The organism is Rhodococcus sp. D-46, from assembly GCF_011290655.1.
Classification (GTDB): Bacteria; Actinomycetota; Actinomycetes; order Mycobacteriales; family Mycobacteriaceae; genus Rhodococcus_F; species Rhodococcus_F qingshengii.
The window spans coordinates 238,448-260,142 of the sequence record NZ_JAANTF010000001.1; the positions used below are offsets into that span (position 1 = coordinate 238,448).

General features: G+C 63.1%; 16 protein-coding genes. 7 read left to right on the plus strand and 9 right to left on the minus strand.

The window, feature by feature from the left end; all coding sequences use genetic code 11:
• Nucleotides 1–14 precede the first annotated feature (14 nt).
• Nucleotides 15–584 carry a TetR/AcrR family transcriptional regulator gene (locus tag G9U53_RS01190; protein WP_064074929.1) on the plus strand — a complete coding sequence of 190 codons (570 nt, stop codon included), beginning with the start codon at nucleotides 15–17 and terminating at the stop codon, nucleotides 582–584.
• Here the strand turns inward: G9U53_RS01190 and G9U53_RS01195 are convergent.
• A complete protein-coding gene (locus G9U53_RS01195; RefSeq protein WP_064074959.1) occupies nucleotides 565–1,362 on the minus strand; it encodes a DNA-formamidopyrimidine glycosylase family protein in 798 nt (265 codons plus the stop codon). The genes G9U53_RS01190 and G9U53_RS01195 overlap by 20 nt on opposite strands.
• A 63-nt stretch (nucleotides 1,363–1,425) precedes the next feature.
• Nucleotides 1,426–5,973 (minus strand): ATP-dependent helicase, encoded by a 4,548-nt coding sequence (locus G9U53_RS01200; RefSeq protein WP_042449813.1) that lies wholly within the window; start codon nucleotides 5,971–5,973, stop codon nucleotides 1,426–1,428.
• 106 nt (nucleotides 5,974–6,079) lie between these two features.
• Between G9U53_RS01200 and G9U53_RS01205 the strand changes: the two genes are divergently transcribed.
• Complete coding sequence (locus tag G9U53_RS01205) at nucleotides 6,080–7,411, plus strand: anaerobic C4-dicarboxylate transporter family protein (RefSeq protein ID WP_003940851.1); 1,332 nt, start codon at nucleotides 6,080–6,082, stop codon at nucleotides 7,409–7,411.
• Nucleotides 7,412–7,449: 38 nt separating this feature from the next.
• Here G9U53_RS01205 and G9U53_RS01210 read toward each other — a convergent pair whose 3' ends face one another.
• From G9U53_RS01210 to G9U53_RS01220, 3 genes are read right to left on the minus strand one after another with little or no spacing between them, the layout of a single operon-like run.
• Nucleotides 7,450–8,541 (minus strand): N-formylglutamate amidohydrolase, encoded by a 1,092-nt coding sequence (locus G9U53_RS01210; RefSeq protein ID WP_125050576.1) that lies wholly within the window; start codon nucleotides 8,539–8,541, stop codon nucleotides 7,450–7,452.
• A 34-nt stretch (nucleotides 8,542–8,575) separates the two neighbouring features.
• Entirely contained in the window at nucleotides 8,576–9,580 is a 1,005-nt protein-coding gene (locus G9U53_RS01215) for an acyl-CoA dehydrogenase family protein (protein WP_081305324.1), read from the minus strand.
• A 55-nt stretch (nucleotides 9,581–9,635) separates the two neighbouring features.
• Complete coding sequence (locus G9U53_RS01220; protein WP_007727247.1) at nucleotides 9,636–10,199, minus strand: cupin domain-containing protein; 564 nt, start codon at nucleotides 10,197–10,199, stop codon at nucleotides 9,636–9,638.
• A gap of 134 nt (nucleotides 10,200–10,333) precedes the next feature.
• On the opposite strand from G9U53_RS01220, the gene G9U53_RS01225 reads away from it, so the two are divergent.
• Genes G9U53_RS01225 through G9U53_RS01235 form a run of 3 tightly spaced genes read left to right on the plus strand, consistent with a single transcriptional unit; the run spans nucleotide 10,334 to nucleotide 13,552 of the window.
• Nucleotides 10,334–11,725 carry a nucleobase:cation symporter-2 family protein gene (locus tag G9U53_RS01225; protein ID WP_165638231.1) on the plus strand — a complete coding sequence of 464 codons (1,392 nt, stop codon included), beginning with the start codon at nucleotides 10,334–10,336 and terminating at the stop codon, nucleotides 11,723–11,725.
• The gene (locus G9U53_RS01230; RefSeq protein WP_065352214.1) at nucleotides 11,706–12,770 is read left to right on the plus strand and encodes a 2-oxoglutarate and iron-dependent oxygenase domain-containing protein; all 1,065 of its coding nucleotides are present in this window, start codon (nucleotides 11,706–11,708) and stop codon (nucleotides 12,768–12,770) included. Before G9U53_RS01225 ends, G9U53_RS01230 begins: the two co-directional genes overlap by 20 nt.
• A complete protein-coding gene (locus G9U53_RS01235; protein ID WP_058039073.1) occupies nucleotides 12,767–13,552 on the plus strand; it encodes an alpha/beta fold hydrolase in 786 nt (261 codons plus the stop codon). Before G9U53_RS01230 ends, G9U53_RS01235 begins: the two co-directional genes overlap by 4 nt.
• Here G9U53_RS01235 and G9U53_RS01240 read toward each other — a convergent pair.
• Nucleotides 13,503–15,008, minus strand: a complete 1,506-nt coding sequence (locus G9U53_RS01240) for an aldehyde dehydrogenase family protein (protein WP_165638232.1) — start codon at nucleotides 15,006–15,008, stop codon at nucleotides 13,503–13,505. The genes G9U53_RS01235 and G9U53_RS01240 overlap by 50 nt on opposite strands.
• Nucleotides 14,995–16,290 carry a VOC family protein gene (locus G9U53_RS01245; RefSeq protein WP_165638233.1) on the minus strand — a complete coding sequence of 432 codons (1,296 nt, stop codon included), beginning with the start codon at nucleotides 16,288–16,290 and terminating at the stop codon, nucleotides 14,995–14,997. The genes G9U53_RS01240 and G9U53_RS01245 overlap by 14 nt, the downstream gene beginning before the upstream one ends.
• Nucleotides 16,291–16,320: 30 nt before the next feature.
• Here G9U53_RS01245 and G9U53_RS01250 point away from each other — a divergent pair, with 30 nt between their 5' ends.
• Both G9U53_RS01250 and lat read left to right on the plus strand, forming a co-directional pair.
• Nucleotides 16,321–16,785, plus strand: a complete 465-nt coding sequence (locus tag G9U53_RS01250) for an Lrp/AsnC family transcriptional regulator (RefSeq protein WP_165638234.1) — start codon at nucleotides 16,321–16,323, stop codon at nucleotides 16,783–16,785.
• 65 nt (nucleotides 16,786–16,850) lie between these two features.
• On the plus strand, nucleotides 16,851–18,179 hold the full coding sequence (gene lat / locus G9U53_RS01255) for an L-lysine 6-transaminase (RefSeq protein ID WP_042922145.1): 1,329 nt from the start codon (nucleotides 16,851–16,853) through the stop codon (nucleotides 18,177–18,179).
• Here lat and G9U53_RS01260 read toward each other — a convergent pair.
• Nucleotides 18,176–20,884: a molybdopterin cofactor-binding domain-containing protein gene (locus G9U53_RS01260; protein ID WP_165638235.1), complete on the minus strand. Its 2,709-nt coding sequence runs from the start codon at nucleotides 20,882–20,884 to the stop codon at nucleotides 18,176–18,178. The two genes, lat and G9U53_RS01260, sit on opposite strands and share 4 nt — an antisense overlap.
• Nucleotides 20,881–21,690 (minus strand): FAD binding domain-containing protein, encoded by an 810-nt coding sequence (locus G9U53_RS01265; RefSeq protein ID WP_165638236.1) that lies wholly within the window; start codon nucleotides 21,688–21,690, stop codon nucleotides 20,881–20,883. Before G9U53_RS01265 ends, G9U53_RS01260 begins: the two co-directional genes overlap by 4 nt.
• Nucleotides 21,691–21,695: the final 5 nt, after the last annotated feature.

Below are 21,695 nucleotides of genomic sequence, written 5' to 3' on the forward strand. Positions count from 1 at the left end.
GAAGTGGGGAAGTTGTGAGCATCGAAGAACGCAGGGCCACTCGAAAGGCGACGTTGTTCGACGTCGGAGTGACACTGCTCGGTGCCGTCGACGGTCCGTCCGTCAATGTGCGTGCGGTCTGCAAGGCCGCCGGTTTGACCGAGCGGTACTTCTACGAAAGCTTCACCGATCGCGATCAGTACGTTGTCGCGGTCCACACGTTTGTCGCCGAGCGTGCGCAGTCGGCGCTTGCGTCGGCAGTGGAGTCGGAGACGACATCCGAGGCCGTCGCCACCGCTGCGGTCGACGCTTTCGTCAAGCTGATGGTCGACGATCCGGCGATGGGGAGAGTGCTCCTGATCGCCCCGCTCTCGGAACCCGTCCTGAGCGGCCGCGGTATCGAATCGATGCCGGCGTTCGTGGACCTCGTGTACGACCAGTTGTCCGAGATCGCTGATCCCGTGGACAAGCAACTGGTGGCAGTCGGACTGGTCGGGGCGTTGTTCACACTGTTCATCGGTTATCTGGACGGCACGATCGTCGTGGACCGTGATCGATTTGTCCGCCACTGCGTCAGGCTGCTGATCAACGCCAATCAGGCGTGAAGGGCTGGCAGGCCGGGCAGAAGAAGATATTTCGCTCGGTGAGCTGATCCGGTCCGAGGGTGTCTTCTCTGATGCGGGTTCCGCATCGGCGGCACGGTTTTCCGCGCCTGCCGTAAACCCATGTCTGCCTACCTGGACGGGTGTCGCCGGTCGTGACCCGGATGCGACGCGACTTGTTGACGTTGATGGTGCGAAAAGACAGATCCACTATCGCGTCGAGATTCCCCGCGAGATGTGTCGGCGTTTTCGGGTGAATACCTCGTAGGAAGCAGATCTCGTTTCGGTACACGTTGCCCAGTCCGGCCATCACGCGCTGATCCAGGAGCGCGATTCCGATCGGTACGGAGTCGGCGGCCCGAAGATTTCGGGCGGCCACGGAACTGTCCCAATCGGTCCCGAGCAGATCCGGTCCGAGATGTCCGACGGCCTCCTGTTCCTGCCCGAGTTCGAGGATCTCGGTGATTCCCAGTGAAAAGCCAACTGCTACAGAGTCTTCGGTGGCCAAGATGATGCGCGCTTGATGGGCGGGTCGGCGCCAGCGCTCGCCGGGGCGATAAATCTGCCACTGACCTTCCATCTTCAGATGCGTGTGAATGGACGCTTCGCCCACTCGGATCAGGAGATGTTTTCCGCGGCTGGCGACGGAATCCACGCGATGGCCCGACAGATCAACCGTGGCGTAACGAGGAACGCGGACGTCGCAGGTGGTGAGTACCTTCTCGGCCAGGGCAGCGCGCAGTTCATTGGCGGCCCGCCACACGGTATCGCCCTCAGGCATGGTCGCCGCACCCACACTTCAGGATCTCAACTTCCACGATCTCAATCATCATGACCCCAATCCTCATGACCGCAACCGGAATCCGCGAGGGGTGGCCGCGAAGCCGGCTTCGACCAGGACCGGAGCAAAATCGTTGCCGTGGATGGTCTCTCCGTCGACCTTCTCAACTACCAACTTGTCGATGGCGCGAGAAGTCACCTTCTGAGCAAGTGACAGTGCTGCCAGGCGCAACGTTCCGCCGTCGTCGGTGAATGTCAGGATCGTGCGACCGCCGCGCTCGACGAACAGAACCAACTCACCCTCCACCAGAACTACCAGTGCGCCGGCTTTTCGCCCGGGTCGGTGTCCTGGTGACTCTTCGCCCCCCGACGCCGGCCACGGCAGCGCCGCGCCGTACGGGTTTGCCGGGTCGCACGCCGCGAGAGTGACTGCAGCCGAGGAGGTGTGGCGCCCCTCGATGGAATCGCCGAACGTCCGCAAGCGGTCCACCACGGGAGGCGTGGAGAATTGAGCGCCGCCCAGGGTGTCCACGAAGTATCCGCGTCGAGCGCGCCCATTGTCCTCGAACGTGCTCAGTACCTTGTAGATCAACGCGAAACCGCCCGGCACGTTCTCGCTCATCACCGAACCGCGGGTGACGACGCCGTATCGTTCGAGCAGCAGATCAGCCGTGGCGTGCGCCCGGATAGTGGGGTCAGGTTCGATACCTGGCAGCTGGAACCACCGACCGGAGGCGGTTGCCGGTCCCGTGCGCGCGGGCGTGGAAGCGCGGGCCATTCCGCGGTACGGACGGGCCCGCGGAACACGGCGAGGTGATCGGTGACTGGTTGTTGTTCTGGTGGTGTCGGAGAGAAGTGCGCGCAGCGGTGCAACGGTGTCGTTACCGATGTGTCCGAGCCACACCAACTCCCACAGCGCCGTCGTCACCGCACTGTCGACCGTGTCCGCAGCCGACTCCGTAGTTCGCAACGCGTCGACCAACTGGCGGAAGAAGTAGGCACCGCCGCCGGACAGCAGGTCGAGGATGCGCTTCTGCAGTTCCGAGACGTCGGTGTCGGCGGGTGAATTGAGCGTGATCGGTGCCAGGTCGGCGGGGTGCAGCACTACCCACCCGTCCTTGCCCGAGATAGCTCCCGATCCGGACCACAGGACTTCACCCGTCGACGTGAGTTCGTCCAACATCGCGGGAGAGTAGTCGGCAACTCGGCTCGGCAGGATCAACGATTCGAGAGCGGACGCCGGAATCGGGACGCCGGCAAGTTGATCGACCACCGTTGCAACACCGTCGATTCCTCGCAGCGTGCCGCCCACGTGCTGCCAACTGGGAAGGAATCGCCCGAGGGTCGCGGTGCTGACCGGCTCGACCTCCTGCCGTGCCGCGGCGAGCGAGCGTCGCCGCAAGCGACGCAGGACCTCGGCGTCGCACCATTCGCTCCCGGTTGCAGACGGGCGGAATTCACCTTCCAGGACCCGCTTTTCGAGCGCGAGCCGACCGAGAACGTCACGCGCGACTGATACTCCGAGACCGAAGCGTGCAGCCGCGTCGGCGAGAGTGAAGGGACCGTGGGTGCGGGCGTACCGGCTCAGGAGGTCGTCGAGTGGTTGATCGACCGGCTCGATGAACGCGGCCGGAACGCCGATGGGTAGGGGAACGCCGAGTCCATCGCGAAGCCGCGCTGCATCTTCGACGACGGTCCACCAGCTCTCGCCCGCATACGAGACGTGGAGGGCGCGTTTGTCCGTAACCAACTTCTCGAGCCATGAGACCGGGTCCTCGAGACAGCGTTCGGTGACTTCTTCGGTGGTCAGCGGGCCGAGCATGCGGAGGAGGTCGGCAACACCCTCGAGGTCCTTGGCCTTTCGGTCAGGGACGAGCCGTTGCAGTTCACGTTCGGCCTGCTCGATCACTCCGGCGTCGAGGAGCTCGCGTAGTTCGACGCGGCCGAGGAGTTCGGCCAACAGCGTGGAGTCCAAGGACAAAGCGGCGGCGCGTCGCTCGGCGAGGGGGCTGTCGCCCTCGTACATGAACGCACCCACGTAGTTGAACAGGAGCGCACTGGCGAACGGAGACGGAGAGGCCGTCTCCACCTCGACGATTCGAATCTGCCTTTTCTCGATCTTGCCGAACAATTCCTTCAGTGCAGGCAGGTCGTAAACGTCCTGCAAGCACTCGCGTACGGTCTCGAGCAGGATCGGGAAGGTCGGGAACTTGCGGGCGACGTCCAGCAGTTGCGCCGACCGCTGACGCTGCTGCCACAGTGGTGCACGTTTTCCGGGATTGCGGCGGGGGAGAAGCAGTGCGCGGGCGGCACATTCGCGGAATCGGGAAGCGAAGAGCGCGGAGCCGCCCACCTCTTGGGTGACCAGATCTTCGATGTCCTCGACGTCGAAGGTGAACAGTTCGGCGCCGGGAGGTTCGTTCTCGGTGTCGGGGAGACGGATGATGATGCCGTCGTCGGAGGCCGTCGGGCTGGAATCGACGCCGTATCGTTCCTGCAGGCGCGCCCCGATGGCGAGGGCCCACGGTGCGTGAACCCGTTGGCCGTACGGGGAATGCAGCACCAGACGCCAGTCACCGAGTTCGTCGCGGAAGCGTTCGACCACCAGGGTTCGATCCGACGGCACCTGCCCGGTGGCATTTTTCTGCTCACCGACGAGTTGGATCAGATTGGTTGTGGCGTTGTGATCGAGCCCGCCCACGCGACAACGCTCGACGACGTCGGCTTCGTTACCCAGCGCGGTCTCTCGAACGAATTGTCCCAACGCCTGTCCGAGTTCGGCGGGGCGACCGAGTCCGTCGCCATGCCAGAAGGGCAAACGACCCGGCATGCCGTAGGCGGGGCTGACCAGAACCCGATCGAAGGTGATCTCCTCGATCCGCCAACTGGTGGCGCCGAGCGCAAAGACGTCGCCGACCCGGGATTCGTAGACCATTTCCTCGTCGAGTTCGCCGACGCGGGAAGCTTTCTCGCCAACCATGTAGACGGTGAAGAGGCCGCGGTCGGGGATTGCGCCGCCGGAAGTGACGGCCAAACGCTGCGAACCCGGGCGGCCCGTGAGCGTGTTGGACTCACGATCCCAGACAAGGCGAGGACGTAATTCGGCGAACTCGTCCGAGGGGTACCGCCCCGCCAGCAAGTCCAGAGTCGATTCGTACGCCGAACGGGGAAGCGTTGCAAAGGAACCGCTTCGGCGCACCGTCTCGAACCAGTCGTCGACGTCGATCGGTTCGAGAGCGGTGGCCGCAACAGTTTGCTGAGCGAGGATGTCGAGGGGATTGGCCGGAACGGCCATCGCTTCGATCTTGCCTTCGACCATGCGCTCGACCGTCACCGCGCAATGAATCAGGTCGGTGCGATGCTTGGGGAAGACGACGCCTCGCGATATCTCACCGACCTGGTGGCCGGCGCGGCCGACACGTTGCAGGCCGCTGGCAACCGAAGGCGGTGCCTCCACCTGGATGACCAAGTCGACGGCGCCCATGTCGATTCCGAGTTCGAGGCTGCTGGTGGCGACGACGCATCGCAATCGACCCGATTTGAGGTCGTCTTCGATGAGGGCTCGCTGGTCTTTGCTGACCGATCCGTGGTGGGCGCGAGCAAGGAGGGGTTCTGCGCCGTAGTTGACCTCGGTGGGAGCCCCGATCTGCGCGGGCGGGCGAGATGTTTTCTCGACGGCCAGACCGATGCGTTCTGCATGAATCTCGTTGAGCCTGGCTGTCAATCGTTCGGCGAGGCGGCGAGAGTTGGCGAACACGATGGACGATCGGTGGTCGAGAACGAGGTCGACGATCTGTTCCTCGACGTGGGGCCAGATCGAACCGGCTTGCGGGGTGGGAGATTCGGAACCGTCGTCCGGCGTCGCGATCCCCAGTTCGGTCATGTCCTCGACGGGAACACGGACCGTGAGGTCGAAGGTCTTGGCGGCAGGCGGTGCCACGATCCGGATGGGTGCCGAACCGGCGAGGAACCGCCCGATCTCCTCGTGCGGACGGACAGTGGCCGACAATCCGATGCGTTGCGCCGGACGCTCGAGCAAGCCGTCCAGGCGTTCCAGTGAGAGCGCGAGGTGAGAGCCGCGCTTGGTGCCCGCCACCGCGTGAACCTCGTCGACGATCACGGTGTCGACACCGACCAGTGTTTCCCGGGCAGCGGAGGTGAGCATCAGGAACAACGACTCAGGCGTGGTGATCAGGATGTCCGGGGGTCGTTTGATCAACGAGCGCCGATCGGCCTGGGACGTATCACCGGAACGGACACCGACGGTGATCTCGGGCGGAGTGAGGCCTAGACGCTTCGCCGTCTGCGTGATGCCGACCAGCGGCGCGCGAAGGTTCCGCTCGACGTCCACACCCAGCGCTTTGAGCGGCGAAATGTAGAGGACTTTGGTGGCGCGTTCGCCTTCGTCCTTGGCGGCGAGTTGATCGAGGGCCCACAGGAACGCCGACAACGTCTTGCCGGAGCCGGTGGGTGCGACGACAAGTGTGTGAGAGCCACTCGCGATGGATTCCCAGGCGCCGAGCTGCGCAGCCGTCGGAGCGCTGAAAGCGCCGCCGAACCACTCGCGTGTGGCGGGCGAGAACCTACCGAGGACGTTGGTCACGACCACCATATTGCCCCTTCCCACCGACAGCGTGTTCGTGCCTGCAGCCGAAGTGCAGAGCATACTATTTGCCCTGTTATAGCGATTCTCTTGTTATCGAGAAGGCGAGTGCCTGATGGAAGCAGTCAAGATTGTCCTCGAGCTGGCGGTAGTGCTCGGGGCGATTGTCATGGGTACCAGATCGAGCGGTGTCGCTCTCGGTCTGTGGGGCGGCGCAGGTGTTGCCGTCCTCGTGTTCGTCTTCGGAGAGGACGTCGGCAGTCCTCCGGTCGACGCTCTCCTCATCGTCCTGTCCGTCGTCCTCGCGTCGTCGATGATGCAGGCGGCCGGTGGTATCGACTGGATGGTCACCATCGCGGCCAAGTTGATCGAATCTCGCCCGAAACAGATCACGCTGATCGCGCCGTTGGTGTCATTCCTGTTCTCGGTCGGTGCCGGCACGTCCAACATCCTCTACCCACTGCTCCCCGTCATCTACGACGTCTCGTACAAGAACGGTGTGCGGCCGTCACGACCGCTGTCGCTGTCAGTTGTCTCGACCGGTGTGGCGCTCGCGTGTAGTCCGGTGTCCGCGGCAATGGCGGCAATGGTCACGCTGACCGACGTGCCGCCCTACGATTTCGAACTCATCGACATCATCAAGATCACCTTCCCGGCCGCTGTTGTCGGCATCGTCCTTTCCTCCATCGCGGTCAACCGACTCGGCAAAGATCTCGACGACGACCCGGAGATACAGGCGAAGATGAAGTCGGGCGAATTGGCCGGACCTGGTGCAGCCTCCAAGACCGAACTCGTCTCGACGAAGACCGGACGAAACGCGGCACTGATCTTCCTCGCCGGCGTCCTGGCTATCGTGATCTTCGGCCTGTTCAAGGGGATTCGTCCCGAAGCTGCCGACGGTACTCCGATGGGGATGACACCGATCATCGAAATGCTGATGTTCGTCGTGGGTACGTTGATCCTGCTGGTGTGCCGCCCGAATGTCGCCGACGTGCCGTCGTCGACGGTGTTCCGTGCCGGTATGGTCTCGGCCATCGCGCTGTTCGGTCTGGCATGGCTGACGGACACGTTCATCAGCGCCCATTCCGAGCTGATCACGAGCACCGTCGGCGACTGGGTCAACGCCGCGCCGTGGATCTTCGCGCTCGGTGTCTTCCTGGTCTGTGTACTGACGACCAGTCAGTCGACCGCTACGAGGACCATCGTGCCGATCGGTCTCGCTGCCGGGATTGCACCCGGTCTGGTGAGCGGAATGTGGGCCGGAGCGTTTGCCGGCGTCTATCTGTTGCCGACAAACGGTTCGCAGATCGCGGCTGCGAACTTCGACCTCTCGGGCAGCACGAAGCTCGGTTCCAAGCTCGTCGACCACTCGTTCTTCCTGCCGACCATCATCTTGGCCGTCACGACGATTGCGGCCGGCGCGTTGTTCGGAGTGGTGCTCGGTTGAGTATTGCGACTGAGTCAGCCCTGAGTGACAGCGCTGAGTCAGCTGTTGCGGTAGTGGTCCCAGCTCGCCTTGCACGCGTGGGCGAGCTGGTCCACCCGTTCGGCGTCGGGTGTAGGCCAGTCGACGCCGGGTTCCATGATGTAGGCGGCCAGTTCGTCTCCCAGTAGGAATTCTCGTTTGAATTCGGCCTGAACCGCGCTCAACGTGATCCCGGCTTCGGCGGCGCGGGCGCTCAATTCGGCGAATCTGGCTCCGGCTCGAATGATTTCGAAACTGCCGAGGTACGGCTGATTGAGAGCGACGGCATCCGGATCGTCGACCTGAAATCCCTTGCGATGTGAGATCGCAAGTGTGCGAATGAGCTCCGGATCCATCGTCACGGGATTGTCGCCGCGTCGATTGCCGTCGTGGTCGCCACGATTGGAGAGCGCGACGACGTCGGGGAGCCGATCTGCTTCCGGCCGTTCGACATTGACGGCGCCGTCCTGCCGGGTGGTGTGGTTCATCGTGTCGTGGAACGACAAGGTCGTGAACGATCGACCGAGTTCGAAGCTCTTCGCCACCATGGCTTCGATCAGTGCGTCGCGAGTTCTCTCGTAGACGCCCAAACCGTGTTCAGCTGTCTCGGTGAAGGTCTCGGCGAGGTCCTTCCAACCCGCGTCGTCGGTCGGCTCGAGCAGCAGGGGGTAGAACGAGAAGGTGACAGGGCGAACTGCGTCGACGCCGGTGAGGTCTGCTTTGTTGCCTGCACCGGCCTTGTGGACGCGGGCGAATGCTTCGCGCAGTGACGCTTCCAGGTTTTCGGGCTTCGCACGGTTGGGATCGCGAATCATGCGAGGGTGCGGATTCTCCACGTATACGATGCGCGAATCGATTTCGGCCCAACGGCGCACGATGGGACTGGTGGACATGTCGGTGAAGTCGAATTGCAGCCGCTGTGTGAACTCGGGTGCGAGAAAACGTGAGAGTTCTGCTGGAATCGCGGAACCCGAGTGTGGGCAACTGACAAGAAGGTCGGCTTCGGCGATGGCGTCGTCGAGACTGCGGGAGTCGCGATCGGCATAGAACGTCAGGTCCTCCGGCGTGAACACGGTTCCGGCCGGGATGAGTACTGGTTCTCCACTGGTCATGAGCCCCAGCGTAATCGAGTACAACCGTGCGTACTCAGTATCCGCTGAGTCGTTCCACGAGAGCTGTTTTGATCTCCGGGCGACCAGCCGCGACAAGAGTGAAGGTGGCTTCACGCATGAGCCGCTCGGGGGTGTTGCTGCCGACCAGAGCGCGGCTTCCGGTCGCAGTCACGAGTCCGGCCGACGCGCGTATCGCAAGTTCCGACGCTCGGGCGCGGGCGGCCGACATGTCGCCGCCGCCGCGCAGTGCTGCATCGAGATCGGCGCGCGCCCGGGTGGCTTGTTCCTTGAACGCGTCGGTGTCGACTCCCAGATCCGCGAGTTCGGTGACAGCGCGGCGGGTGATGCCCATGGCCATCGCGCCGTTGAGCCACAAGCCGGGGAGCTGGGTGCTCTGGAATTGTTCGTCGCTGACGACAGCACAGACGTCGGTATCGGGAATTTCGAAAGCGTCGAACACGATTCGGACGGTGTTGCTCCCGCGCGCCGCGATCAGTGGAAGCTCCTCGATCGTCAGACCCGGGGCCTCGCCTACCGGTACGACGGAATGAACGATGGAATTGTCGAACTCGTCGCGCGCCGACACCAAGAGAACATCGACGATGCCCCAACCGGTGACGAAGGGTGCGATCCCGTCGAGGACGTAGCCGTCGTTCACCCGCTTCGCCCACAGGAGCGGTGGGCGGGGGATGGCGCCGGCATAGGCAACCCCACCGCGAATCGTGCCGGAAACCAGACCGTCCCAGTATTGTTCGCGCAGAGGTGCATTGGGACTCGCCGCCAGGGCTCCGACGACGCCGTGATGCTGCATCCAGGTGAACGTCGTCGCGAGGCAACCGCCGCACAAGGTTTCGAGGACCTCGACCAGTTCTTCGCTGCTGGGGCCACCCTCACCGAGGGCGGCGATGCCGTAGAAGCCGTCGGCGGCGAGCGCGTCGAAATGGCTGCTGGGGATTTCTCCGTCGGCGTCGACGCTGTCGGCGACGGGAAACAGAACGGTATCGGCGATTTCGCGCGCAAGTTCCGGCCACATGGTCACGCTGTCAGGGTAAGCCGTGAGCCGGTGGTTGTGGTGTGGAACTACAGCCGCGCATCTAGAACGAGGGCGGCGAACTCACGATGAGGAACCTCGCGACCGCATCGGTGCGATTGAACCACCGGTGCGGGATGGTCGAGGTGTAGAGGAGGGTGTCGCCAACGTGAAGAACGTGATGCTCGTCCAGTCCCACCTCGACCTCGACAGATCCTTCGAGAACATGAATGAACTCTTCGCCGGCGTGCTCGGTGTGCTCACCTGCCTCGGAATGAGGTGCTGCCGTGATCTCGTTGGGTTCCATGGTCCGTGAGCCGGTGGAGCAGAATCGAATCACCGAATCGTGTGCCAGTTCGAAGGTTCGCCCCTCGCCGGCGCGGACGAGGCTGGACGGAGTTCGCTCACCCTGTGCCAAGAGTGCGTGCGCCGTGGTGCCGAGCGATTGCGCGAGGCGATGAAGGTTCATGACACTGGGTACTGCGTGGCCGTTTTCGGTCTGGCTCAGGAAGGGCTGCGACAAGCCCGACTTCACGGCAACCTCGCGCAACGTCAGTCCGGCTTCTTTTCGCGCCGTCCGCACGGCAGCCCCGATTGCGGTCGCTATCGCCTTCTGGTCGTCGTCCATGTGCCGAAGATAGCAGTGCTCTGGTGAAAGTTTTGATTACACAGACGAAACAAATTCGACCACGGTAAGAAATTATCGACGTGCTGAATAGTCCCGTACACGAAACACTTCCAGCTTCGGACGGAGATCGGCGCATGGCCATCCATCCTGTCGACCAGCGGCTCCCATTTGCCCGCCAGTCTGCTTTTGCTCTTCAGCACGTCCTCATCATGTACACCGGCTGCATCACGGTCCCGCTGGTTTTCGGTGCCGCCGTAGGGCTGGACCGCAGCACAGTCGCGATGCTGATCAGCGCGGACTTGCTCGTTGCAGGCATCATCACGATCATTCAGAGCCTGGGCGTCGGGAAGGTCGCCGGTGTCCGGCTGCCGATCGTCTGCGGGGCGACCTTCGCCGGGCTGACGCCGATGATTCTGATCGCCAAGGAGTACGGCCTGCAGGCGGTGTACGGGTCCATGCTGGTCGGTGGCGTAGTCGGCATTGCCTTGGCCGTGCCGTTCGCCAAGATCGTCCGATACTTCCCACCCCTGGTTACCGGCGTCGTCCTCACAGTCATCGGCATCTCGTTGATCGGTGTCGCAGGAGGACTGATCGTCGGAAACGACCCCACCTCCCCGTCGTTCGCCGACCCGAAGAATCTGGCGCTGGCTGCCGCAGTCGTTGTGGTCGCGGTGGCCTTCATCTGCCTCGGCCGCGGGATGTGGACGCAGCTTGGTGTACTGATGGCGCTGGTGATCGGCACCGTGATCGCCATCCCGATGGGCCTGATCGATCTGAGTGGCGTCGGCGGCTCGGCCTGGGTGGGCTTCCCGATGCCGTTCCACTTCGGCGCTCCGGAGTTTCCCGTCACCGCCGTGGTGGCGATGAGTATCGTCATGGCAGTCGTCTTCGCAGAATCGACGGCGAGCATGCTGGCGGTCAGCGAGATCACCGGAAAGCCTTTGAAGAAAGCAGATCTCGCACGAGGGCTGGTGGCCGACGGGATGTCGGGAGTTCTGGGCGGAATCTTCACTGCCTTTGTCGACACCGTTTTCTCGCAGAATGTCGGCGCCGTTGCCACGACCCGGGTGTACAGCCGGTACGTGACCGCTACCAGCGGTGCCATTCTGATCGTCCTCGGCCTCATCCCGCGAATGGGTGAAGTGGTTGCAGCCCTGCCTGATCCGGTGGTCGGCGGCGTCGGAATCATCTTGTTCTCCACTGTCGCCGTGGTCGGAATCAACACGCTGCGCAAGGTCGATCTCAGCGACCCGATCAACACCACGATCGCCGCTGTATCGGTGGGGATCGGTATTCTTCCGGAATTTGCGGAAGGGATGTTCGAGCGATTCCCCTCCTCGGCTCAGATCCTCCTCGGTAGCGGCATCACCTTGGCTGCGGCCTCGGCCTTTTCGCTCAATCTGCTGTTCAATCACACCCGACTCGGTGAACTCGCGAGGCGATCGCGAGAGAGCCTCCATGCCACTGCAAAATCTGAACCCGCCACCAGCTCTGCAGGAGACGCCAGTGTCACAGTCCCAGTCTGATCCCTTCGAAGTGCCCGTCGTCGACATCTCGCCTTACGTGCTCGGTGGTGCCGACCAGGACAAGGCGCGAGTGGCTGCCGAAGTCGACCATGCTTGTCGGACTGTAGGTTTCATGCAGATTCGGGGCCACGGTGTTCCGGCCGCTGTTTCTTCCGGCCTCGCCGAAGCGATGGACGACTTCTTCGGGCTGCCGATGGAGACGAAGTCGGGCTACCGAATCGAGGGCGCGAATCGTGGGTACAGCCCGCCCAAGAGTGAGTCGCTGAGCCTGAGCCTCGGCGTCGAATCCGCGACCAGAATGAACGACTTTTTCGAGGCCTTCAACGTCGGAACCGAAGCCCGATCATTCACCGAACTCGAACTGTCGGAGGACGATTACGGAATCAACCTGTGGCCCGCAGTGTCTGGTTTCACGGCGCGGGTGGAGAATTACTACGCCCATGGCGAGCGGGTGGCACGCACACTGACCACCATTTTCGAAGACGCGCTCGGGCTGACCCCAGGATTCTTCGAGTCGATCACCGACCACTCCATCGACGTACTGCGGATGAACAACTACGCGTTACCCGAAGGGACGGTGACGTTGGACGGTGAGTTGAAGGGGATGGGCGAACATACCGATTTCGGGCTGGTCACCGTGCTGTGGGCGGATCAGGTCGAAGGTTTGCAAGTACTCGGGAGCGACCGACGCTGGCACGATGTCTGGCCGCACGACGGCGCGCTACTGGTCAACCTCGGGGATCTCACCGCGCGACTGACCAACGACAGGTGGATGTCCACGCTGCACCGAGTCGCGCCTCCGGTGGTGAACGGCACCATCAAGCGCCGGCGATCGGCGGCCTTCTTCCATGACGGAAACGTCGACGCGGTGATTGCGACCTTGCCGAGTTTTCAGGACGACTCCGGCTTGGAGTACGAACCCATTACCGTTCGCGATCACATCAAGGCCAAATTGGCCGGGTCGAGGCAGGGGAAGTCCAACGCCGCCGCAGGTCGTGAGGCGGCTCGGGTACTTTCGGCTGCAGAGCTCGAGGTCAAGCAGTGAGTGCACGGAACATCGTCCTGATCCACGGAGCGTGGGCCGGCGGGTGGGTCTGGGATCGTGTGTGTGGCCCACTGAAATCGGCCGGCTTCAATCCCGTTGTGGTGGAGCTTCCCGGCTCGGGAAGTTGGAACCCAGACGACGTGATCGATCTCGATGTCGTTGCCGAACATGTTGTGGCAGTTGTCGAGTCCTTGGACGGACAGTGCGCCCTCGTCGGTCACTCCGGCGGTGGCATCGTGGCCTCACAGGTGGCTGAGTTGCTGCCTTCGCGGGTAACGGGTCTTGTGTACGTCGCAGGGATGATGCTTCCATCGCAGACGGACTTCGGGATGCTCTGCATCGAACTCGGTCTGGAAAGTCCGGTCGGGATCTCACGTTGGTTGGTCCCCGCCGACGACGGGGATGCGACGGCTGTTCCGCCCGAAGCCGGTGCCGCTGTGTTCTTCCACGAAGCGCCGGTGGCTGATGCGATCTTCGCCGCGCGCATGCTCGTTCCACAACTGGAGTCAGCCCGCCTGATGGCACCGGTCTGGACGGAAGAGCGATTCGGAACCGTGCCGAGGTTGTATGTCGAATGCACGCTGGATCGAACCGTGCCGATCGAGGCTCAACGCGCCATGCAGAGACTTGTCCCCGGTGCCCAGGTGGTCAGCCTGGGCACCGACCATGCACCGCAGTTGTCGGCGCTCCCGGAGTTGATCGACGCGATCACCGATTTCGCCCGGCAGGTGTTCAGCCGAACTCGACCCCTTGAGCCAGCGGAAGCTGGTCCGAGTAATTGACGGTATTGGTGGCTCGGCGCATGTATGCCTTCCACGAATCCGAACCCGATTCGCGTCCGCCGCCAGTCTCCTTCTCCCCGCCGAATGCGCCGCCGATCTCCGCACCGGACGTTCCGATGTTCACGTTCGCGATGCCGCAATCGGAGCCGTCGGCGGCGAGGAAGCGCTCTGCTTCTCGCTGATCGAGTGTGAAGATCGAGGACGAAAGCCCTTGAGGCACGCCGTTGTGCAGCGCAATGGCGTCGTCGAAGTCGGTGTATGTCAAGACGTAGAGGATGGGTGCAAAAGTCTCCGCCCGCACCACCTCGGTCTGTGCGGGCATACGAACGAGAGCGGGCGTCACGTAGAACCCGGAATCGCCGACGCGGTCGCCGCCGCACACCACGGTGCCGCCGTCGGCGCGCGCGGCCGAGAGGGACTTCTGCATCGCTTCGAATGCAGCCTCGTTGATCAGCGGCCCGACCAGAACACCGGAATCGAAGGGGCTACCGACCTGGAGTTGCGCGTACGCGGACGCAACGCGGTCGACGACGTTGTCGGCGATCGACTCGTGAACGATGAGCCGGCGCAGTGAGGTGCACCGCTGCCCCGCAGTTCCGGCGGCGGAGAACACGATTCCGCGTACGGCAAGCTCGAGATCCGCCGACGGCGTGACGACTGCGGCGTTGTTTCCACCCAGCTCCAGGAGACTTCGTCCGAAGCGCTCGGCGACCCGCGGAGCCACGGCGCGGCCCATCCTCACGGAACCGGTGGCGCTGACCAAGGCCACGAGTGGGTTGTCCACGAGAGCCTCACCGACGCCACGTCCGCCGACGACCAACTGGTGAACGTCGATCGGTGCATCACAGTCGGCGAGGGCGCGTCGGAGGAGGGCGTCACATGCCAGTGCAGTCAGCGGCGTGGTCTCCGAAGGCTTCCAGACGACGGCGTCGCCGCACACGAGAGCGATGGCGGTATTCCACGACCACACCGCGACGGGAAAGTTGAACGCGGAGATGACCCCGACAACGCCGAGAGGGTGCCACGTTTCCGTCAACCGGTGTCCGGGACGCTCGGACGGCATGGTGTGTCCGTAGAGCTGCCGGGAGAGACCGACGGCGAACTCGCAGATGTCGATCATCTCCTGTACCTCGCCGAGAGCCTCCGAGGTGACCTTCCCGGCCTCCAACGTCACGATTTCCGCGAGGTCATCCTTGTGCTCGGTCAGTAAGCTGCCCAGCCGGCGTACGACCGCGCCGCGCGCCGGAGCGGGAACGGTTCGCCAGGTGAGGAACGCACGATGAGCCGCCTCGACGGCGTCGTCGACCTCTCGGCCGGAGTGCTGCCGAACGGTACGCAGTTGTGTACCGGTGATGGGGGTTCGTGCGCTCAGGTCGCCGGCGGGCCACTCGACACCGCACGCGGCAAGGGCGCTTTCGGCGCGATCGGCGAGGCTCGAAGAATCAGGCAGGTTCACTGGGGAGTCCTCTGTTGTTGTGGGCGGGAGGCAGCACCGCACGTGACGCCTCTTGTTGTGCGCGGTACAGCTCGAACGGATCTTCGATGGTGCGGTCGACGGCACCCTCCAATCGATCCTGCCCGTATTCGGCGCCGGGCGCATCGGAAACGAATCCGGTCACGGAATCGAGATTGGATGCGAAGATCCCGGCCGCGGAGGCAGGTAGGAAGTCCTCGTAGACGATCGGGTCGCGGACGACAACAGTTCCTTCGGTTCGGAACGTGAAGTACGCCAACCCCGCGGCATCGAGTTCGCTTTCGGAGTGCGGAAATTCGCTGTCCCAATCGGCGTCCTCGGGCGTGGCGATCAGTCGGTCGTAGATCGCTCGCCCGCTGCGGGTCAACGCGATTCCGCGTGCCTCCACCTCGCCGAATCTGACGCGGACGGGCTCAGTGGTGACCGATCCGTCGTGCTGACGGAAGAGTCTGTCTTCGGCCAATGCACGAAACGACGTCTGCCGCAGAAGTAGTGGTGGTCCGCTCCATCTCGGCGGGCCTTGGATGCGGTCGATCATGGTGATACCGCGCTCGGTCATGCGGCGGTACAACTCGTCGATGTCGAGCACTCGCGGGGTGAGGTGATTGACGTGGGTCGAGCCCTGCCCCGCAATGTCTGCAGCGACAGGCGAGATTGCGGCGAGTTCGCGGTACCAGCCCGCGTCGATGGGATCGGTGCCGAGCCGAAACGCCGAGGTCGCTGCATCGACGAACTGTGTCGCCTCGGGTTCCGTCAGGCCGCCCTCGCGACTCGATTGCCGTGCCCACTGCAGAAGTTCGGGAGAGAACAGGGTCCGGCGACGCAGGAACCTGGTGATCCGACGCTCGAGGTCGGTGTCGAAGAACCTGGAATCGGAACTGGTCAGCACCGAGGTGAAAACGCGGAACGGGTTCCGGGCGAGTTCGGCGGGATCGGTGGGGCGAAATGCCGTCGACACAACGGGAATGGGGGAGTCGGTGAGCCGGAGGTCGTAATAGCCGACCGGAAACATACCGAATCCGCCGAAGACGGTGGCTACGTCACGTAGTTCGTCGAGAGTCCCCAGTCTGATGGCGCCGTGACGCTCGGTGCTGACTCTCGCCAGGCTGCCCAGGCGCTCCGCAGAATCCGGATGTTCGGCGGCAAAATCACGGTTCACCTGCATCGTTACATCTACCAAGGTGTTGTAAGCGGGGACCTCGTCGCCATACATCTTGGCGAGGGCCGCTGCGAACCGTGCACGTAGCTCCCAGGTTTCAACCATACGAATGTCCGATTGCGTTAGCCTGCGCAGGTGCGAGAAACAGAAACCAGTGACGTTGCCGGTGTTCCGGTCGACGAAACCGATCGACTCTTGATGCGTGAATTGGTCTTGGACGGCCGTGCCACTCTCGCGAGTCTTGCTGAGAAGGCTGGACTCTCGATCTCCGCAGTCCAATCGCGAGTGCGTCGTTTGGAATCTCGCAAGGTGATCCGTGGGTACTCCGCGAAGATCGATCCGGAGGCACTCGGTCACAATCTGTCCGCATTTGTCGCCATCACTCCTCTCGATCCCTCGCAGCCCGACGATGCGCCTGCCCGCTTGCGTCATCTGCCGGCGGTCGTCTCGTGCCACTCGGTAGCCGGGAGCGAAAGCTACGTCCTCCTGGTCCGGGTGGCGTCACCTCGGGCGTTGGAGCGATTGCTGCAGGAGATCCGTACGGAAGCCAACGTCAACACACGAAGCACCATCATCCTACAAACTTTTTACGATGAATGACGCTTGTTCAATAACTTTTACGGTCCTCTATCGACACTCCCGGAAAATTGACATAACCTTCGCGTATGAGTACTGCGATGCGAGACTTCGGTGACAGTGCGCTCTTTCCGGTCTACGACGTGTTGAAGGCCAGCATCCTCGTCGACGGATTCGATCTGATTCTCGACGTCGAAGGGTCGCGGGGTTCCTATCTCCGTGACCTGCGAGACGGAACCGAGTATCTGGACATGTTCGGTTTCTTCGGCTCTTCGGCCCTGGGTATGAATCACCCTGCGATCACAGGCGACGAGGAGTTTCAACAGGAGTTGGCTGTCGTGGCCTCCAACAAGCCGAGTAACTCCGACATCTACACCGAACCCATGGCGCGCTTCGTTGCGGCTTTCGCTCGGGTACTGGGGGATTCGGCACTCCCACACTTGTTCTTCGTCGACGGCGGAGCCCTGGCGGTGGAAAATGCACTCAAGGTTGCCTTCGACTGGAAGAGTCGGTGGAACGAAAGCCGTGGGTTGTCAGCAGATCTGGGGACAAAGGTCCTGCACCTGACCGAGGCTTTTCACGGCCGCAGTGGCTACACGATGTCGCTCACCAACACCGAACCGGGCAAGGTCGCGCGATTCCCCAAGTTCGACTGGCCACGTATCGACTCGCCGTACCTGGCAGACGGCCGCGATGTCGAAGCTGCGGAGAGGCAAGCTCTCGATCAAGCGCGCCGAGCTTTCGCCGACAACCCCGACGACATTGCCTGTTTCATCGCCGAGCCGATCCAGGGCGAGGGCGGCGACCATCACCTCAGGCCGGAATTTCTGCAGGCGATGCAGGAGTTGTGCCACGAAAACGACGCCCTCTTCATTCTCGACGAAGTACAGACCGGTTGCGGAATCACCGGAACTGCCTGGGCCTACCAACAATTGGGTCTCAGTCCGGATGTGGTGGCGTTCGGCAAGAAAACGCAGGTGTGCGGAATCATGGCCGGCGGGCGCGTGGATGAAGTGCATGACAACGTGTTTCACGTCAGTTCTCGGATCAATTCGACGTGGGGTGGCAACCTCACCGACATGGTTCGTGCCCGGCGGATACTCGAAGTCGTCGAGCAGGACCGACTGATCGACCGCGTGCGATTCACGGGTGCGCATCTCCTTGCCCGGTTGACCGAAGTCTGCGGGCGGTACGCGGCGGCAACCGAGCCGCGCGGTCGTGGCCTCATGTGCGCGATCACTCTGGAAGACAGTGACCTTCGCGATCGCGTCGTACAGCGACTGCGTGAAGACGAGCACGTGATGATACTGCCTACCGGGAAGAGGGGAATCAGATTCCGGCCCGCGCTGACGGTGACCACCAGTGAGCTGGACGACGCGGTCGACGCGGTCGAGCGCGTGCTCGCACGCGAGACCTAGGGCCTCTGTAGCTGTTCCCACACTCGATCCGGTGTCATCGGTGTGGAGTACATACGCACTCCACACGCGTTGGCAATCGCGTTTGCCAACGCCGGTGCTACAGGATTGAAGGGGGCCTCACTCATCGATTTCGCGCCGAAAGGCCCGAGCTTGTCGTACGTGTCGGCAAACAGTACTTCGGTGATCGGCAGATCCCCGATCTGGGGAACGTGATAATTGCGCAACTGCGGATTGATCACCCGACCTTCTTCGATGACGATCTCCTCCGACAGCGCAGCGCCGAGCGCTTGTCCCACACCGCCTTCCACCTGCCCTCGCAGTTGTGCCGGGTTCATGACGGTGCCGGCATCGGCGGCCTGAACCGACTGCAGGATCTTCACCCGGCCGGTGTTCGTGTCGACGGCAACGCGAAAACCGTGAACGTTGAACGAGACCGAGCGCGGTGTCCCGTCGTGGCGACCGTCAGCGGCGAGCGGGCCACCTTCGAGTAGCGTCGCGAAATCGAGGCAACCGTGGGACGTTTCGACACCGTCCGGCGAAAGGTCGTCGATCTGCGCGCCGCGACCGCTCGATCGCACCGCACGGGTCAGTATCCGCTCGCGAAGGCGCTCGCAGGCGATCAGGAGCGCCTTTCCGGCGACCACCGTTCCTGTCGACCCGAATGCTCCGGTGTCGTATCCGCCGGCATCGGTGTCGGATTGAACAATCGTGATGCGATCGACTGTCGTCCGCAATTCGGTGGCCGCGATCTGTTGGTGAATCGTAGTGGTTCCGTTGCCGAACTCAGCGGTGCCGATGTTCACGACGTACCGACCGTCGGCCTCGAGTGCGACGGTGGTGTCGGAGAAGTGACCACGCGGCGGGATCGTCGCGATCATGGCAATGGCCATGCCCCGACCGATCTGCCAACGCGACCCAGCCGGTGCAGCCTCTCCGCGCCCGCTCGACAGTGCACTGTCGACGAGGTCGATGCACTGGTCCAGTCCGTAGCTGCCGAATTCGAGATCACCGTCTTCGACGTGCCAGTCGACAAAATCGTCTCCGGGAACGACGACGTTGCGCCGCCGAAACTCGAAGGGGTCCATGCCGAGACGATCCGCGAGCTGATCCATGGCCGACTCGACGGCGAAGATGATCTGGCCGAGCCCGTAACCACGAAAGGCCCCGGAGGGAACGTTGTTCGTGTAGACCGCTTCGGCGTCGACGCGTTTGGTCGCAGCGCGATAGACCGCCATGGATTCGGCGCACCCATGGAACATGACTCCGATCGAATGGTTCCCGTACGCCCCCGCGTCGGAAAGGACGTCGATAGCGAGCGCAGTGAGAGTTCCGTCGGCGTCGGCGCCCGCACGCACCGATACTCGCATCGGATGCCGTGACGGTGCGATGGTGAACTGATCGCTTCGGCTGAACTCGTAGGCTACGGGCTTGCCGGTCTTCAAGACGGCCAGTGCGACCAGATCCTCGGTGAGTAGTTCCTGCTTCCCGCCGAAACCCCCGCCTACCCGTTTTGCGAACACCCGGATTCGGCTGCGATCGAGATCGAAGATGTGGGCCAATTCGTCCCGAACCAGAAACGGCACCTGTGTGCTGCTTCTGATGACGAGACGGCCCTCCTCGTCGAGCCACCCCACTGCGCCGTGAGTTTCCAAGGCCACGTGCTGGACTCGCGCAGTTTTCCACGTACCTTCGACGACTGCAGTCGCATCCGCGAGCGCACGGTCCAGATCGCCGACGCCATCGTGAAGCGCGGCAACCACGTTGCGAGGGGCCTCGGCGATCCGCGAGCTCTCGTCCTTGTCGCCGTGCAGGAGTGGAGCGCCGGGGGAACGCGCCAGATCTGGTTCGAATACCGCGTCGCGTACCTCGTAGTCGACTTCGATCAGCGAGAGTGCACGTTCCGCCTGCGTCGGGGATTCGGCGATGACCGCGGCTACGCGCTGGCCGCGGAAACGGAGGGTGCTGTCGAACACGCGCGTGTCGTCCGGATCGTCGTTGCGGTCCTCGTGCCGGGCGGTCGAGAACAGCACGTCCGGACTGTCATGAAAAGTGAGGACCGCGGCGACGCCCGGCGCCGCTTCGGCTGCTGCCGTGTCTATCCGCGTTATGTGTGCGTGTGCGTGCGGACTGCCGAGTACTGCGACGTGAAGCAGGTCGACCGGCTTCTCACCCGGGGAGAAGTCCATGGTGTACTGCTCGGTTCCCGTGACGATGCGCGCGGACGCCGGTGCTGCGATCGAACGCCCTTGTGCCCTGCCTATTTTGGCAGTCTCCGTATTGGATGTACCGGCGAGAGCGTCACGAATGGACCGATAACCGGTGCAGCGGCACAGGTTACCTTTCATCGAGCACGCGAGATCGGATTTTTGCTCGACCGACAACGCTGATGCGGTGACTACCATTCCCGCTGTACAGAAACCACATTGGAATCCGCCCGCGTCCACGAATGCCTGTTGAATGGGGTGAAGTTTCTCCGGTGTTCCGAGACCCGAGGCGGTGACGACGTCGCGGCCGTCGATGCGATGGGCGGGAAATATGCACGAATGGGTGGGGTGTCCGTCGACCAGCACCGAGCAGGCGCCGCAGTCTCCGGCATCGCACCCCTTCTTGACGGAGTTCGCTCCGTGCTCGCGGAGGAAAGTTCGCAGGCACTGTCCTGGGCGGGGCTGGTCGTCGCGCGGAACTCCGTCCACCGAGTACTTCATTCCAGTTCACCTCGGATTTCTTCGGCAAGAAGCTCGGTCATCGCCTTCCGCCACGGCGCAGTTCCATGGACATCGGTGAAGTAGGCGTCTTCCGGAATCCTGCTGCGCAACGCATCCGCAAGTGATGTGGCGTCGGGGAGTTCGTCGAATTTGAGAGCGTACGGACGGCGGGTCGCGGCGGTGATCGCCAGCGTGAAACCGTCGGCGCCGCAGCGTCCGGCCACGGCTACGGCCGATCGCCCGAGTGACGTCTGAGCCAGCTTTCGCATCGCGGTACGTGCAGTCAATGCATGCACGGGAATCCGGATACTGCGGATGATCTCGCCGGACCTGAGTACGTTTCGAGAATCGTCGATAACGAAATCGACTACGGGGAACGAATATTCGGTACCGTCCGGACGCCAGATCGTCAGTTCGGCATCGAGAGCGGTACACAGAGTCGTCATCGCTCCGGCCGGGAAGGAGAGCGCGATGTTGCCGCCGACTGTCGCGTATCGCAACACCTTCCACGATGCGAGCAGTGCGTCAGCGCAGTGTTGGAACAGCGCTGCGGCGCGCCAGGATGCGGGAAGTTCGGCGCGGCACAGTTCCTCGATGGTGCAGGTGGCCGCGATCTCGAGACCGAGATCGCCGACCGCCACAGCTTCCCAGTCGAAGCCCGCAAGGTCGACAAGGGTGGTCAGGTGCGGCTGCGGTTCCGAGTACAGCCAGGTGCCGCCACCGATGAACCCGATGCCGGGTGACGCACAGGGGAGTTCGGCGCGGGTCCGCGGCACCAGAACTTCGTCGACGCTGTGCAGGTCCATCGCGA

Bases quoted from the DNA above. Each gene is read 5' to 3' on its own strand.
- G9U53_RS01210 (WP_125050576.1), bottom strand. From the start codon at position 8,541: ATGACCAGTGGAGAACCAGTACTCATCCCGGCCGGAACCGTGTTCACG.
- G9U53_RS01195 (WP_064074959.1), bottom strand. From the start codon at position 1,362: ATGCCTGAGGGCGATACCGTGTGGCGGGCCGCCAATGAACTGCGCGCT.
- G9U53_RS01205 (WP_003940851.1), top strand. From the start codon at position 6,080: ATGGAAGCAGTCAAGATTGTCCTCGAGCTGGCGGTAGTGCTCGGGGCG.
- G9U53_RS01200 (WP_042449813.1), bottom strand. From the start codon at position 5,973: ATGGTGGTCGTGACCAACGTCCTCGGTAGGTTCTCGCCCGCCACACGC.
- G9U53_RS01265 (WP_165638236.1), bottom strand. From the start codon at position 21,690: ATGGACCTGCACAGCGTCGACGAAGTTCTGGTGCCGCGGACCCGCGCC.
- G9U53_RS01220 (WP_007727247.1), bottom strand. From the start codon at position 10,199: ATGGACGACGACCAGAAGGCGATAGCGACCGCAATCGGGGCTGCCGTG.
- G9U53_RS01260 (WP_165638235.1), bottom strand. From the start codon at position 20,884: ATGAAGTACTCGGTGGACGGAGTTCCGCGCGACGACCAGCCCCGCCCA.
- G9U53_RS01245 (WP_165638233.1), bottom strand. From the start codon at position 16,290: ATGGTTGAAACCTGGGAGCTACGTGCACGGTTCGCAGCGGCCCTCGCC.
- lat (WP_042922145.1), top strand. From the start codon at position 16,851: ATGAGTACTGCGATGCGAGACTTCGGTGACAGTGCGCTCTTTCCGGTC.
- G9U53_RS01225 (WP_165638231.1), top strand. From the start codon at position 10,334: ATGGCCATCCATCCTGTCGACCAGCGGCTCCCATTTGCCCGCCAGTCT.